The 14,530-nt window shown below is 62.2% G+C and carries 14 protein-coding genes and 1 pseudogene; 9 read left to right on the plus strand and 6 right to left on the minus strand.

Annotation, left to right across the window (positions count from 1 at the left end; all coding sequences use genetic code 11):
* Positions 1–141: 141 nt before the first annotated feature.
* From ubiA to LGH82_RS29155, 3 genes are all read right to left on the minus strand, one after another.
* The gene (gene ubiA, locus LGH82_RS29145; RefSeq protein ID WP_227345991.1) at positions 142–1,056 is read right to left on the minus strand and encodes a 4-hydroxybenzoate octaprenyltransferase; all 915 of its coding nucleotides are present in this window, start codon (positions 1,054–1,056) and stop codon (positions 142–144) included.
* Positions 1,057–1,058: 2 nt separating this feature from the next.
* Positions 1,059–1,589 (minus strand): bleomycin resistance protein, encoded by a 531-nt coding sequence (locus tag LGH82_RS33750; protein ID WP_227345992.1) that lies wholly within the window; start codon positions 1,587–1,589, stop codon positions 1,059–1,061.
* Positions 1,590–2,025: 436 nt separating this feature from the next.
* Complete coding sequence (locus LGH82_RS29155; RefSeq protein ID WP_227345993.1) at positions 2,026–2,475, minus strand: universal stress protein; 450 nt, start codon at positions 2,473–2,475, stop codon at positions 2,026–2,028.
* A gap of 234 nt (positions 2,476–2,709) precedes the next feature.
* On the opposite strand from LGH82_RS29155, the gene LGH82_RS29160 reads away from it, so the two are divergent.
* Positions 2,710–3,291, plus strand: a complete 582-nt coding sequence (locus LGH82_RS29160) for a TetR/AcrR family transcriptional regulator (protein ID WP_413771402.1) — start codon at positions 2,710–2,712, stop codon at positions 3,289–3,291.
* Entirely contained in the window at positions 3,288–4,124 is an 837-nt protein-coding gene (locus LGH82_RS29165; RefSeq protein ID WP_227345994.1) for a DMT family transporter, read from the plus strand. Before LGH82_RS29160 ends, LGH82_RS29165 begins: the two co-directional genes overlap by 4 nt.
* Positions 4,125–4,170: 46 nt before the next feature.
* On the opposite strand, the gene LGH82_RS29170 is transcribed toward LGH82_RS29165, so the two are convergent.
* Entirely contained in the window at positions 4,171–4,377 is a 207-nt protein-coding gene (locus LGH82_RS29170) for a hypothetical protein (RefSeq protein WP_227345995.1), read from the minus strand.
* Positions 4,378–5,086: 709 nt separating this feature from the next.
* Between LGH82_RS29170 and LGH82_RS29175 the strand changes: the two genes are divergently transcribed.
* Complete coding sequence (locus LGH82_RS29175; RefSeq protein WP_227345996.1) at positions 5,087–5,899, plus strand: class I SAM-dependent methyltransferase; 813 nt, start codon at positions 5,087–5,089, stop codon at positions 5,897–5,899.
* 63 nt (positions 5,900–5,962) lie between these two features.
* On the opposite strand, the gene LGH82_RS29180 is transcribed toward LGH82_RS29175, so the two are convergent.
* A complete protein-coding gene (locus LGH82_RS29180; protein WP_227345997.1) occupies positions 5,963–6,667 on the minus strand; it encodes a M24 family metallopeptidase in 705 nt (234 codons plus the stop codon).
* Between the two features lie 207 nt (positions 6,668–6,874).
* On the opposite strand from LGH82_RS29180, the gene LGH82_RS29185 reads away from it, so the two are divergent.
* Both LGH82_RS29185 and LGH82_RS29190 read left to right on the plus strand, forming a co-directional pair.
* Positions 6,875–7,936, plus strand: a complete 1,062-nt coding sequence (locus tag LGH82_RS29185; RefSeq protein ID WP_227345998.1) for an NAD(P)-dependent alcohol dehydrogenase — start codon at positions 6,875–6,877, stop codon at positions 7,934–7,936.
* A gap of 239 nt (positions 7,937–8,175) precedes the next feature.
* Positions 8,176–8,997, plus strand: a complete 822-nt coding sequence (locus LGH82_RS29190) for an IS5 family transposase (RefSeq protein WP_227343936.1) — start codon at positions 8,176–8,178, stop codon at positions 8,995–8,997.
* 101 nt (positions 8,998–9,098) lie between these two features.
* Here the strand turns inward: LGH82_RS29190 and LGH82_RS29195 are convergent.
* Positions 9,099–9,371 (minus strand): annotated as a pseudogene (locus tag LGH82_RS29195) (cytochrome c biogenesis protein DipZ); the annotation flags it as partial.
* A gap of 396 nt (positions 9,372–9,767) precedes the next feature.
* Between LGH82_RS29195 and LGH82_RS29200 the strand changes: the two are divergent.
* From LGH82_RS29200 to LGH82_RS29215, 4 genes are all read left to right on the plus strand, one after another.
* Positions 9,768–10,196, plus strand: a complete 429-nt coding sequence (locus LGH82_RS29200) for a DUF6314 family protein (protein ID WP_227345999.1) — start codon at positions 9,768–9,770, stop codon at positions 10,194–10,196.
* Between the two features lie 194 nt (positions 10,197–10,390).
* Positions 10,391–10,684 carry a hypothetical protein gene (locus LGH82_RS29205; protein ID WP_227346000.1) on the plus strand — a complete coding sequence of 98 codons (294 nt, stop codon included), beginning with the start codon at positions 10,391–10,393 and terminating at the stop codon, positions 10,682–10,684.
* 303 nt (positions 10,685–10,987) lie between these two features.
* A complete protein-coding gene (locus tag LGH82_RS29210) occupies positions 10,988–13,048 on the plus strand; it encodes a tetratricopeptide repeat protein (RefSeq protein WP_227346001.1) in 2,061 nt (686 codons plus the stop codon).
* A 70-nt stretch (positions 13,049–13,118) separates the two neighbouring features.
* Complete coding sequence (locus tag LGH82_RS29215) at positions 13,119–14,354, plus strand: tetratricopeptide repeat protein (RefSeq protein WP_227346002.1); 1,236 nt, start codon at positions 13,119–13,121, stop codon at positions 14,352–14,354.
* The last annotated feature ends 176 nt before the right edge of the window (positions 14,355–14,530 follow it).

The following is a 14,530-nucleotide window of genomic DNA, read 5'->3' on the forward strand; positions in this document are numbered from 1 at the left end:
TGGGAAGGGTCGGGAACGCGCAGCGCCGAGGAGTGGGCTCTACGCCGTGCTGAGGATCACGATGAAGTGGTCGAGTGACGACAACAGCGCTTCCTTGCGGACTCTACGAAACCTGAGCGGTCGCCCTGCCGCGGTGCCGGCCTACCATGTGCCTGCCAGCGCCGCGCATGCCAGGAGCATGCCGGTCAGGATGTTCGACAGGAAAAGCCTGAAATTCAGTTCCGGGCGCTGCAGGTCGATACGCTGGGTTTGCCAGGCGAGATGGGCGGCGATCACGACCATTCCGGCGGCGTAGGGCAGCGACATGCCCGACAGCCAGCCGCCCAGCGACCATGATGCGACGGTGAAGGCGTAGAACAGGCCGACCCAGCTCTTGCCTCTGCGACCGAACAGGATCGCCGTCGATTTCAGGCCGAGGCGGGTGTCGTCCTTCACGTCGACATAGGCGTAGACGGTGTCATAGCCGATCTGCCATGCGATGGCGCCGATCCACATGATGACCGCTCCGGCAGGCACATGGCCGGTCACCTCAGCCCATGCCATCAGCATTCCCCAATTGAACGCAGCGCCCAGCACCGCCTGGGGCCAGTGGGTGAAGCGCTTGCAGAGCGGATAGATGAAGACGAGCGGCAGCACGCAGAATGCGATCAGGCGCGTATAGGGGCTCAGGAAAAACAGCAGCGACGCGGCGAGTGCAAGCTCGACAACCAGAAAGACAATGGCCTGACGGGTGCGGAGCTGGCCGCTGGCCAGGGGGCGGAAGCGCGTGCGTTCGACATGCGCGTCGAAGTTGCGATCCGCGATGTCGTTGACGGTGGAGCCGGCGCTTCGCATCAGCAGGGCGCCGAGGCAGAAGACGATCAACTGCCAGAGCGCGGGAAATCCATGCGAGGCCTGGATGAGTGCGGCCAGGCAGGGAAAGAGCGTCAGCCACACGCCGACAGGCCGGTCCAGCCGTGCCAGCCTCGTGTAGGGCCGCCACGCCGAAGGCAACCGGCGATCGACCCAGTCGCCGGCGTGGATATCGCTGAGGTCGGGTCGGCCGATTGCGGTCATGCTCAAGCGTTTCGCGACGATTGGATGATTGGCGAACGTAGTCCCAGATCCTCGATGAATCGCAATAAATAGCCGTCTGGGTCCTGCACGAGGAACTCCCGCTGTCCGCGCTCACAGTCCCCAACCCTATACCAAGCCTCGGTTGGCTGCTCATAAAGCGGCCAATTCGCTGCCGCAAGCGCTGACAGTATCGGTGCATGTCGTTCAACAGTCATCTGGAGATTGATCCCCCGACCGAAGGGACGTTGCATCTTGTCCGGTTCCCAATATCCGTTCCGTTCGCATAGCATTACCTGCAAGAGGTTCCGGTTAAGGTAGGCGAACCGGGCGGCGGGGCGATCATAGGCAACCTCGAAGCCCAACAAGCCGCACCAGAACATTAGGCTTTCCCGCACATCAGAAACGCGGAGTTCGGGTACGAGGGTGGCGAAGCCGCCGTTCGGCAAGGTACCGGAGCCTGGGGAGGTAGCACGAGCGACAGGGTCGGAAATTGGGGGCTCCGGCGTTGCAGATACCGTGGCTCTATCCGTCATGGTTGGCAGGCCCTGTGCTTGATTGCTCGTCTGGCAGGCTGTTGAAAACTGTTTTGTTCACGGAACGTATCAGAATCGGATCGAGCATAAATCAGATTCAAAACGGGTATCTCCGATCCTTTTTCCACAGCCTGCTAGATGCGTACATGCAACCCTTGAAATGATACTGCAGCTAGGATTCGTATGCGCGTTTGCCAGTCGGACAGGCCGTAGGTCGGCCTCCCTATCCGTGAATATCCCGGACCCGCTGTTTGCCAAGCTGACACCTGAATGGGTGAAGAACGACAACAACAATTGCGGGAAATTGATGCGCTGACTGGGTTTCAGAACAGCCTCTGCCTATTTTGCAAGCCGAAGTCGCTTGGCTGTGACGCACTCGGCTCCGCGAGGAGCGGAGCCGCCACCTTTCGCTTCGGTTGGGTGACTGGTCCTGCCCCTAGCGAACCACCAGGACCGGAATCTCGGTATAGGACAGCACTTCCGCCGTCTGGCTTCCCAGCAGCAGCCTTCCCAGTCCGCGGCGGCCATGCGAGGCCATGACAATGAGGTCGCAGCCCAGATTCTGCGACAGTTCCAGGATCGCCTCGGCGGGCTTCCCGTTTTCGACATGCAGGACCTTGGCGGACACGCCCAGCGCTTCGGCAGATGCCTTGCATTTGCCGAGCATCTCCTTGGCGTACTGCCGCGCGCCTTCCTCGTAGGCGGCGAGCTCGTCGCCGGCGGCATAGCCGACCATGGCGCCGCCCCAGGCGAAGATCGGGAACGGCTCGGTGACGTTGACGAAGGTAACGGCGGCGCCGAGGCCGCTGGCCAGCGTCAGGCCGTGGGCGACGCCCTTCTCGGCCAGTTCCGATCCGTCGGTGGCGATAAGCAGATGCTTGTACATGATGATGCGACCTGTTGTGCAAGGGGGCATTCAAGTGCCGATGCGCGCCCTTGGGGTGGCGGGAGCCTTGTGGGGCTGAGCTTGATATAGTTTCGCTATCCGCTCCGTCACAGGGCCACCTTGATGTGGATCAAGGCCAGGCCGCGCTTCCTTCCGTCGCCGCGTGGTGCGGTTGACGCACGATGCTTCAATCGCTATTGATACAGACCTGTCTCACCACTTACGGCTTGCATCATGAACATGACCTACGGCAATCCTGAAAAGCGCCAGCATATCGTCGACACGGCCTACCGGCTGTTCAAGCGCGACGGCTTTCACGCCACCGGCATCGACCGGATCATCGCCGAGGCCGAGGTGGCCAAGATGACCATGTACCGGCATTTCCCCAGCAAGGACGGGTTGATTGTCGAGGTGCTGGACTGGCGCGCGCGGCGTTTCGACCGCCAGCTCGACGAACTGGCCGGGCAGGATGCGACGCCCGGCGACAAGATCATCACTATCTTCGACTGGTATGGGCGCTGGGTGCGACGCCCGGATTTCCATGGCTGCCTGTTTGCCCATGCGCTCGCCGAATTCGGCGATCCCCGCCATCCGATCTTCCAGGCGGTCGCGGCTCAGAAGAACGGGTTGCGGCTGCGCATGAGACAGCTACTTCAGGAGGTCATGCCGACCGAACAGGCCGAAAGCCTGGCGTCGGCGCTGCTGATGCTGATCGAGGGTGCGACGCTGCTGGCACGGATGGGGCAGGCCTCGGCCATCGGGGATGCCCGCAAAGCAGCCCTCAGCCTGCTCGCTGAAGCGGCCGCGTCGTCATGAGCGCTGTCGTCATCGGCCTGGCGCTGTCGGCTGCGGTCCTGCACGCGACATGGAACGCCTTCCTGCGCACCGGCGCCGACAGGTTGTGGACGGTCACCGTTATGAGTTTTTCCAGCACTATCATCGCCATCCCCTTTGCCCTTTTGCTGCCGCTGCCAGCGCCCTCGGCATGGCCTTACATCATCCTCTCGGCCGGGCTGCAGGTCGGCTACAGCTTCTTCCTGGTCGCCGCCTATCGCCATGGCGAACTGGGGCAGGTCTATCCCATCGTGCGCGGAACGGTGCCGCTGCTGGTGGCGCTTGGCGGGTTCCTGTTCGCCGGCGAGCGTCTGAGTTCCCCGCAAACCGTCGGCGTCGGCCTCGTCGCCCTCGGCATGATGAGCCTGTCGCTGGGCAAGGGCAGGGCGGCGACCTCGTCCATGCTGTTCGCGCTGGCGACAGGCACGATCATCGCCGGCTATGCCACCGTCGACGCGATCGGGGTCCGGCAGGCCGGCCATGCCGGAGCCTACACCGCCTGGGTGCTGGTGTTCTACGGTGCTCTCCTGCCGGCGGCCTTCGTGCTGTTTCGCGGGCGGCTGCGCGTGGACATCGGCTCGCCCGAGACCTGGAAAGCGCTCGGCGGCGGCATCGTCGCACTCATCGCCTATGGCGTGGTGGTGGCGGCGTTCGCGCTTGGCCCGGCCGGGCCAATCACCGCGCTACGCGAAACCAGCGTGGTGTTCGCGGCGCTGATCGGCTGGCTGTTCCTGGCCGAACAACTGACAGCGCGGCGCATCGCCGCCTGCGCCGTGGTTGCCGCCGGCGCCATCTGTCTGGGCTTTCAGGCCTGACCTCGGTCACGCGGGCCGGGAAGATCGGCGATTTCAGCGCGGGTCGTCATTGCGAGTGGGCGCAGCCTTGCGCCCACGCTGGGCGGCGGCACCGGCAACCCCTGTCGCCGCCATGGCCGCGTGCCCGGTCGAAAGCGACGGATTTGTTGGCGCGGGTCGCCGCGACCATGGTAAGCGCGAGCTGTTCGAGTACGTCCATCATGCGGCGGAAGAAGTCCCGCGCCACGGCAAGCACCGCCGCCGCTGAGCGCATTCGCCGGGCCGCTTCTCCAGACACAACCAGATATTTTAGCCGCCTCCTGCTGCCAGGCGGCACGGTTGCTGAAATAAAGTTAAAATGCAGATGCAGGCGGTGAGGGCGTATTTTCGGAAAATGCGGGATGGATATTGCAAACATCGATGGCGAATTGGAAAGCGGATGAGGTTTCAGCGGCTCATGGGCCTGGTCACCTGCGCCCTGATCGGGTGCGGTGGCAACCTGCCTGCCTCGGCAGATGAAGACGCCCCGTCCACGCCGGGCAAATGGCCCGTTTTCGCGGGAGAGCCAATATGGCTGACCCTCACGCGCTATCGGTCGTTCGAGGACCTGTGGTCCGATCCGTCGCCGATCATCTTGCATCAGTATTCAAAATCGAAAACCAGAAGCGCAACAGTAATCGATGTTTTCTCGACGTCATGATGGATACGACGCTGGTGATAGTGACAACGGATAGCCGGCTAAAGATGTAGCCGATCCAGTTGTTCCATACGAGAATTTCCATGACCGAGCCTTGAGTTGCCGCGCAAGGTTCCACCTCTCATGACGATGGACGATCTGGGCGATGGAGGATCTGGCCTGTGGCGATTGCGGCGAAGCCGGCACCATCCAGGCGATCTGCTGGACGCCTTTCGGTCGAAAACGACCAGAGCGCACAATTATGTGCTAGTCTCGCGGGCCATCAAACGGACGGCGGGTGATAGCGATGTTGGAAACGGACAAGGTGTTCGCCGGCTCGATTCCGGAAAACTACGACCGCTATATGGTGCCGTTGATTTTCGAGCCGTTCGCCGCCGATCTTGCACAACGGGCAGCGTCCTTCTCGCCAAGTGCCGTTCTGGAAATCGCCGCGGGAACCGGGGTTGTCACACGCGCATTGGCGCCAAGACTGTCTCCCGGCGCCAGCTATACGGTAACCGACCTCAACCAGCCGATGCTCGACCATGCCGCTTCGCGACAGGCTCCAGACAGTCGCATCACGTGGCGACAGGCGGATGCCCTGGCGCTGCCATTTGAAAATGCGGCCTTCGACCTCGTTTGTTGTCAGTTCGGCGCGATGTTCTTTCCCGACCGCCCATCCGGCTACCGCGAAGCAAGGCGAGTCTTGAAGCCCGGGGGACATTTCCTGTTCAACGTATGGGACCGCATCGAGGAGAATGTGTTCGCCGATGATGTGACGAATGCGCTGGCGGAGATTTTTCCGAACGATCCGCCGCGCTTTCTGGCACGCACGCCGCACGGCTACCACGATACCGCACTGATCCGTAGCGATCTGGAGGACGCGGGTTTCTCCCGCGTGGCGATCGAGACGAGAGCCGAACAAAGCCGCGCATCCTCGCCGCGCCTTCCCGCCGTCGCCTATTGCCAGGGAACGGTCCTGCGCAGCGAAATCGAGGCCAGGGACGCGGGAAAATTGGAAGCCGCGACCGACCACGCCGCGTCCGCGATCGCACGCAGGCACGGCAGCGGCGAGGTTGCCGCCAAAATCCAGGCACATGTGATCGTGGCTGTTGCCTAGGGGTTGGAATATCCGGCCGGCGCTTCGCGGCATTCCGCAGCCGCGCGGCAGTTGCGTCGCGCCTTAGCCCTCCAGCAGCCTCTCGTAGAAACCGCCAAAGGCGCCGTCGGGCGAAACGAGGTGGATTTCCAGGATCCAGTGCCGCACACGGCCATTGGCGTCGGGGTTGCGCATCGGCTCGGGGTTTTCGGGGCTGACGTGGTGGAGTTGCTTGACGCCGGGAATGCGGGCGTGCGGGAACTCGGCGACGATGTGGCCGGCGATCTTGCCGCCGAATGTCCAGCCGGCTGCTTCCGCCGAGGCGCAGGCGAAATCGTAGAGTTCGGCGCCGGTGATGCCCGGGCTTTCCTCGAAGTGGCGCTTCACGATCTCGAACTGGCGCGGCAGGTCCTGGCAGAGCGCGTGCTTGCGGGGATCCTCGCCCACCGCGTAGCTGCGGCCGACATCGGCTTCCCACTCTTCCAGCACCGGACCCAGATCGAGGAAGACGATGTCGTCGTCTTCCACCATGCGGATGGGCGGATTGTCGGCGGCGGTGGACAGCGTGTTGATGCCGGCGCGCACGATGCGCTTGTGCCAGTCGCGCTCGATGCCGAACTTTTCCCTGGCGAGCGCCCGGATATCCAGTTCGATCTCGCGCTCGGTGCGACCGGCCTTGATGAACTGCGCCTCCTCGATCGCATCAAGCAGGTTCAACGCCATGCGCTCCGCGCCCCGCAGCGCTTGCGTGCGCGCTGCTTCATGGTCGTCACTGGTCGGTTGTTCCATGTTGTCCTCGTCTCCCTCGCGATGTATTCAAGCAGATACAGCGATGAGGCTATCGTCTCAATGGCCCACAGCGCTGCGGCACTTTGGGCCTTTTGCGCCGCGGCACTGTTGATGCGCGGTTTGTCACATATATCTGCTTTGATCGCCAACGATCGCCTCATGACACCCCCTGTCATTCCTGCCAATTCCTCCCATCTGGAGACCACCATGTTCAAAGCCGCCGCCTTTGCATGCGAAGACGCCACCACGCCGCTGCATGCCTTCACCATCAACCGCCGTGATCCCGGACCGCGTGATGTCGAGATCGAAATCCTGTTCTGCGGGGTCTGCCATTCCGACCTGCACACGGCGCGCGGCGAGTGGGGCAACACCATGTATCCGGCCGTTCCCGGTCACGAGATCGTCGGGCGCGTGAACCGCGTCGGTTCCGAAGTCAGCGCCTTCAAGACTGGCGACACGGTCGGCGTTGGCTGCATCGTCGACAGCTGCCGCGCTTGCGCCAGCTGCGCCGAAGGGCTCGAGCAGTTCTGCGAAAACGGCATGACCGGCACCTACAATGCGCCGGACACCAAGATGGGCGAGGGCGCGCATACGTTTGGCGGCTATTCCAGCCATGTCGTCGTCGACGACCGCTACGTGCTGCGCATTCCCGCCTCGCTCGATCTGGCGGCGGCGGCTCCGCTCCTGTGCGCGGGCATCACCACCTATTCGCCGCTGCGCCACTGGAAGGCGGGTCCCGGCAAATCGGTCGGTATCGTCGGCCTGGGCGGGCTCGGCCATATGGGCGTCAAGATCGCGCATGCCATGGGCGCGCATGTCACCATGATCACCACCTCGCCCGACAAGGCGGAAGATGCGCGCAAGCTCGGCGCCGATGCCGTCATCATCTCGAAGGACGCGGCGCAGATGGCGGCTGCAAGCCGGTCGCTGGACCTGATCATCGATTGCGTCGCCGCCGACCACGACATCAACGCCTATCTCAACCTTTTGAAGCGCGATGGCGCGCTGGTCCAGGTCGGCGCGCCGGAAAAGCCGCTCTCGGTCAGCGCCTTCAGCCTGATCCCGGGGCGGCGGACATTCGCCGGCTCGATGATCGGCGGTATCGCCGAAACGCAGGAGATGCTGGATTTCTGCGCCGAGCACGGCATCGCCTCCGACATCGAGATGATCGACATGGACGAGATCAACGAGGCCTATGAGCGGATGCTGAAGAGCGACGTGCGGTATCGGTTCGTGATCGATATGGCGACGATGCCGAAGGTGGGGTGAGGGGGAGCGTCGTCGGCAAGGCAGCGCTCTACGGCGCCCCCCTCTGTCCTGCCGGACATCTCCCCCTCCAGTGGGGAGATTGGCTGTCACTTTGGTTTTCGCCAATTTTCAAACGTTGCAGGACGAGGCTCGGCACCACAACTGCCAATCTCCCCCTTAGTGTCTGACCCAAAAAGAAGTTGGGTGATATCAATGACTTGTGATTCAATCGGAGTTGCGAAGCCTCGACGGAGCATCACATGTGGACTGATATCACCCGCGCCAAGCATGCTCGAAAGGGACTACGTTATTCAAGCGATTTGACGGACGCGGAATGGATGGTTCTGGAACCGCTGCTTCCGCCTCGCTCGGCGCTTGGCCGCCCGCCGAAATGGTCGCAGCGGTCTATCATGGAGGGCGTGTTTTATGTGCTGCGTAGCGGTCTGCCTTGGCGAATGCTGCCCAGGGACTTGCCGCCGGTATCGACGGTGCAGCGCTATTTCTACGCTTGGCGCGACAGCGGCCTTTGGAACACGATCAACCACCTGCTGCTGATGGCCGTGCGTGTCGCCGCAGGTCGGGAGGCGTCGCCCAGCGCCGGCGTAATCGACAGCCAAAGCGTGAAAACCACTGAAAGCGGCGGGCTTTGTGGCTACGATGCGGGCAAGAAGATCAAAGGCCGAAAGCGCCATATCCTGACCGACACCTTGGGCCTGCTGGTCGGCGCGATCGTCCATACCGCTGACATCCAGGACCGAGACGGCGCCCCCGAGGTTCTGGCTTCTATTCGGGAAAGCTTTCCCTGGCTGCGCCACGTCTTCGCCGATGGCGGCTACGCCGGTGAAAAACTCCAGACCGCGCTCAGGGGAAAAGGTGGCTGGACCCTCGAAATCATCAAGCGATCCGACGCCGCAAAAGGCTTCGTCCTGCTCCCGCGCCGGTGGGTGGTGGAACGAACCTTCGCCTGGTTCGGCCGCAACCGACGCCTGTCCAAGGACTTCGAGCAGACCATCGAAAGCTCCACGGCTTGGCTGCTCCTCGCATCCGTTCAACTCATGACACGGCGCATCGCAAATCCATGATATCCATCAGAAATATTATGAGTCAGACTCTTAGGGGGAGATGTCCGGCGGGGCGGAGGGGGGCGCCGTAGGGCGCTAACCCCCGCAGAGGGCCGCCCACCTCACCCAAACGTAAACGCAAACGCCTGCGCGCCGGAATCCAGGAACTTGATCTCGAACAGCCGGTCGCTCACAGCCCCGCTCTGCCGCACCAGCTGATACAGCCGCTGGCCGGTGACCGTGCCATTACCGTCCGCGTCGATATCCGTGCCGTGGTCGCCACCCGGCGTGTGACCGTCGACGGTGACCTTGAAGCGCACCGGCTTGCCGTCTGCTGATGGGCCCAGCACCAGATGCAGGTCGCGGGCGTGGAAGCGGTAGGTGATGGCGCCGCCGCAGCCGCCGCCGACGGCGGCAAGCGTGGCGACGACGGCGAAGGTGGCGGCCATCCCGACCAGCATCGGCAGGCCGCTCTTGACGAACGGCTTGTCGGCGCGGGCGAAGACGAAGGGCAGCACCGGCAGTATGCAGGGGCTGACAATGGTCAGCACGCCACCCAGATAGGCAAGCAGGAACAGGATCATGTTTGAGAGCTTTCCAGTGTCAGGCGCCGTGCGCCGGGAGCGGTTGCGCGCCGGTGCGGGCGGTTCGTTTCATCAAAGCCAGCCGACTTGCGATCATATGTCGTCTTCCCATCGTCGCCCTTGTGCCTGAAGCTGGATACGAAGCGGAGCGCTATATTATTACGGATATAATGCTGATCACACCTATTTGACCAATAGGAAGTCTCCATGAACGATGGGCCTGTCACAGGCGACGCGCCGGCATGGCACGCGGATGTCCTCCTCGGCTCCTGGCAGGTTCGCCGTACGGTGATCGACTTCCGGGCCGGCACAAGCTGCGCGTTTTCCGGGCAGGCTGTCGTGACGGCGGATGGGTTCGCGGAAAGCGGCGAAGTCCGCCTCGGTGAGCGTGCGCTGTCGGCGAGCCGGAGCTACAGGCTGGAGAGGCGCGGGGATGTCCTTGCAGTCCTTCGCGCCGACGGTTCCGACTTCATCAGCCTTGACGGGCGTGCTTCGCAGAGCGTGCGGCACGATTGCGGCGCCGATCTCTATGCCGGGCGTTTCTTCTTTCGCGGACCGCACGAATGGACCGAGGCGTGGCGGGTCAAGGGCCCGCGCAAGAACTATGCGAGCCTCGGCCGGTTCGTCCGCCTCTGATGCGTTTGTGGGCGCCATCAAGGCCCGAGCCGCCGGCTTGTGTCAGAACCGCCCAGAAATGGTGGCGGAAACACAGAAATGGTGCCGAAATCACCCATCTGGGGGATGCGTGCCGCCGGCTTTGCCCCCATTTTAGGTTGAAGTTCGTCAAGCGAGGGCCAAGTGCCGTCGCGCAACAGCACCGGGGGGTGTTCATGAAAAAGCGTGTTCTGGCCAGGAATCTGTTTCCCTTGGGCGTGCGCACCAGCATTCGAATCGAAGCCCGATTTCGCGGCCGCCGGCGGTGGAAAGACGGAGTGGCGACACTGCCGGACGGGCGGAAATTCAGGTTCGTTCCCGGGGCGCGGCTGCATGATCTTGCTCCGGGCGAACGTGTCACGATCACCTACGATCCGGCCAGCCGCATCTATGTGGTGGGCAATAGCGGTGGCAGCACCACGACGGTTACCGGGATCGAAGCGGAAATGACGGCCGAGCCGACCGAGTAGCGCCGCCGGCAACACAGGCGCATTGTGACGTCCACCAAGGCCGCCGCCATCGATGCCCTGCTAGATTAGAGACGCTCCTTCGCTGCCGAAACGGCTCGAACTGGGCATCAACTGGCCGATGTTGCGCTCACCCGTGCGCCCGCAGATCACCTGGAAGTGCTTGGAAAGAATTTTCGACCGCCGCTAAACATCATCGCGGCGGCTGCTGATTGCAATACTTGGCATTCCGCTGTCGGCGAGGGGGCGGGGTGCATGGTATTTCTGGTGAGCGAATTTCTGCTTGAGATTGGGCGGAAGGTCCGGTTGTCGCCTGTCGCTCCACTTGCCGCTTCGATAGCTCCGGGCATTCTTTCCGCGCAGGGTCACGGCCCGGGATTCTCGCTGGACAATCGGATCGCGCGGGTCCGCGAATGGCGTTGGCTTTTAGGGCTGGCGGGCCTTGTCGTATCGCTGGGGCTGGCGGGCTGTAACCCGTTTGACCAGAATCTTGCCGACTGCGTCGGTCAAGCCGTCGGTTCCGCCCGGCAAATCGAGGCCTGCACGCAAATCATCGATGATGAGGCCGCAAGCGCGGACAGGCGAGCGACCGCCTACCTCATGCGCGGCAATGGCTTTGCGTCAAAGCCAGACTATGACCGTGCCATTGCCGACTATGACCAGGCGATCGAACTCGATCCGAAAGACGGCAAGGTGTTCTACGACCGAGGCATCGCCTGGGAATACAAGGGCGACACCGATCGCGCGATGGCGGATTACGACCAGGCGATCAGCCTCGATCCCCAAATAGTCGATGCCTACAACAATCGAGGCCTGTTGTGGGCTGCCAAGGGTGACAATGGCCGGGCCATCGCCGCGTATGACCAGGCGATCGGCCTCGATCCGAAACACATGATTTCCTATTACAACCGAGGCATCGCGTGGGGGAACAAGAACGACTATGACCACGCCATCGCCGACTACGATCAGGCCATCGGCCTCGATCCGAAATACGCCGCCGCCTACAACAATCGAGGCCTGTTGTGGGCTGACAAGGGCGATAATGATCGCGCGATGGCCGATTACGGTCAGGCGATCAGCCTCGATCCGAAATACGCCGCCGCCTACAGCAATCGAGGGCTGGTGTGGGCACACAAGCGCAACGGTGATCGCGCGATGGCCGATTACAACCAGGCGATCAGCCTCGATCCCAAAAACGCCAATGCCTATTACAATCGAGGCCTGCTGTGGGGTGCCAAGGGCGACAATGATCGCGCCATGGCGGATTTCGACCAGGCGATCGGTCTCGATCCGAAATCTCCGCTCGCCTATTTCAACCGAGGCATCATATGGGCAAACAAAGGCGGCAATGACCGCGCGATGGCCGACTACGACCACGCGATCAACCTCGATCCCAAAATAGCCAATGCCTATAACAATCGAGGTTTGCCGTGGGCTGCCAAGGGCGACTATGACCGCGCCATCGCCGACTACGACAAGGCGATCAGCCTCGATGCAAAACATGCCCTCCCTTACTACAACAGAGGTATCGCATGGGCGCACAAAGGCGACAATGACCGCGCGCTGGCCGACGACAATGAGGCAATCAGCCTCGATCCGAAGATCGTCGATGCCTACAACAACCGAGGCCTGCTGTGGGCCGCCAAAGGCGATGACGACCGCGCCATCGCCGACTACGACCAGGCGATCGGTCTCGATGCGAAACATACCATTTCATATTTCAATCGAGGCAGGGCATGGTCCGAGAAGGGTGACAATGATCGCGCCATGGCCGATTTGAGCCAGGCAATCACGCTGGCTCCGACAAATCCCGAATATTACCAAGGCCGTGGCCAGCTATGGGTCGACATGGGCGAGTATCCCCGCGCCATCGATGACTTCAGCCATTCGATTTCCGTCGATCCGAACAATAACACCGGTTATTTCTACCGGGGGATCGCCTATTTCTATTCCGGAGCGCTGGCCAATGCGCGGGCCGATTTCGAACAGTCGGCCACGCTCAGGCCCGACTTTGCCTATTCCGCGATCTGGCTGGAACTGGCCCAGCGGCGCAGCGGCGTGGGCAGCCATTTGAAAGGCTGGATCGGCAAGGTCGACATGTCGAAATGGCCGGCGCCGGTGATCCGGATGCTGCTTGGCGAGCAGACACCGGCCGATACACTCAAGGCAGCCGAAGATCCGGATGCGACCACGAAGACCGGACAGGTGTGCGAGGCCAATTTCTATACGGCCGAACTCAGCCGGCTGCAGGGGCAAAACGATGAAGCGCTGCGGCTTTACCGGGTCGCCATCAGCGACTGTCCCAAAGGCTTCGACGAATACCATGCGGCCAAGGCCGCACTGCGCCAGTTGGGGGTGACGCAGTGAGGGCCGCTGACGAGGTTATCGATGATGGGGAGGCAAGATGATGGCGTCGGGAAGAGGATGGCACAGGCTCTTGTGTCGGGCGCTCGCGGGTGTTGCCGTCCTGCTGGCCCTGACGGGTTTTGGCTCGCTTGACCAGAACCACGCTGAATGCGCTGGCCAGGCCGGTGGCGGTGCCCGGCAAATCGCCGCCTGCACGCAAATCATCAATGACGCGACAGCGGGCGCCAACATGCGCGGCACCGCTTATTTCATGCGCGGCAATGGCTGGGGCTCGGACTATCAACGCGCCATTGCCGACTATGACCAGGCAATCGAGCTAACCCCGGGCATCGCCGAATATTACGTCCGCCGGGGCTTGGCCTGGATTCACCAGGGCGATGATGTCAGGGCCCTGGCCGATCTCCAGCGGGCCATCGACCTCGGCACCACGAGGCCCGATGCGTATAATGCCCGAGGTGTCATCTGGGAACGCAAGGGCGATTACGACCGCGCCATCGCCGACTACGACAAGGCAATCAGCCAAGATCCGAAAACCGTCAATGCCTATATGAATCGCGCCTCCGTCTGGGGCAAGAAAGGCGACTATCAAAGGGCTGTCGCTGACTTCGACATGGCGATAGCCAATGATCCAAAACGGGCCGAGGCCTACTACGAGCGCGGCTTCACGCGAGGCAAGGCCGGCGACAAGGATGGAGAGCTCGCCGATTACGACGAGACAATCACGCTTAATCCGAAACACACCTACGCCTATGTCAGCCGGGCGGTGCTGTGGCTGACGAAGGGCGACAATGACCGCGCCATCGCCGACTACGATCAGGCCATCAGCCTCAATCCTCAGGGGGCCAATTCCTATGTGAACCGGGGAGTGGCCCATGCGCACAAGGGTGAATTCGACCAGGCCCTGGCTGACTTTGACAAGGCAATCAGCCTCGATGCGAAACATGCCAACGCTTACAACGGCCGAGGCTTGGTCCGGTTCAGCAGAAGCGAGATTGACCTTGCCATCGCCGACTATGACAAGGCGATCCACCTCAATCCGAAATTCGCCGAAGCTTACAACAATCGAGGATTGGCCTGGGGAAGCAAGGGCGATGTCGATCTTGCCATCGCCGACTACGACCAGGCGATCGGTCTCGATCCTAAACATACCATTTCTTATTTCAACCGAGGCAGGGCATGGTCCGAGAAGGGTGACAATGATCGCGCCATGGCCGATTTGAACCAGGCAATCACGCTGGCTCCGACAAATCCCGGATACTACCTGCGCGGCGACAAACAAGGTGAGACTCAGCGTCAATCAGGATGAGACTCGGCGGCGGGGGTGTGACGAAGGGAGGGCGTAGCCCGACCGGAGTTACACCCCCGCCGCCGCGCAATTTTTCAGCGTCTTATGATCGCGGTCGGCCCGGTAGCTTGGTGGTTTTCTGGAATGGAGAACCATCTTTGTGCCGGGTCGCCATGTAACCGATCATCAGACGAGGC

The sequence above is a fragment of the Mesorhizobium sp. PAMC28654 genome (genome assembly GCF_020616515.1).
Taxonomy (GTDB): Bacteria; Pseudomonadota; Alphaproteobacteria; order Rhizobiales; family Rhizobiaceae; genus Mesorhizobium.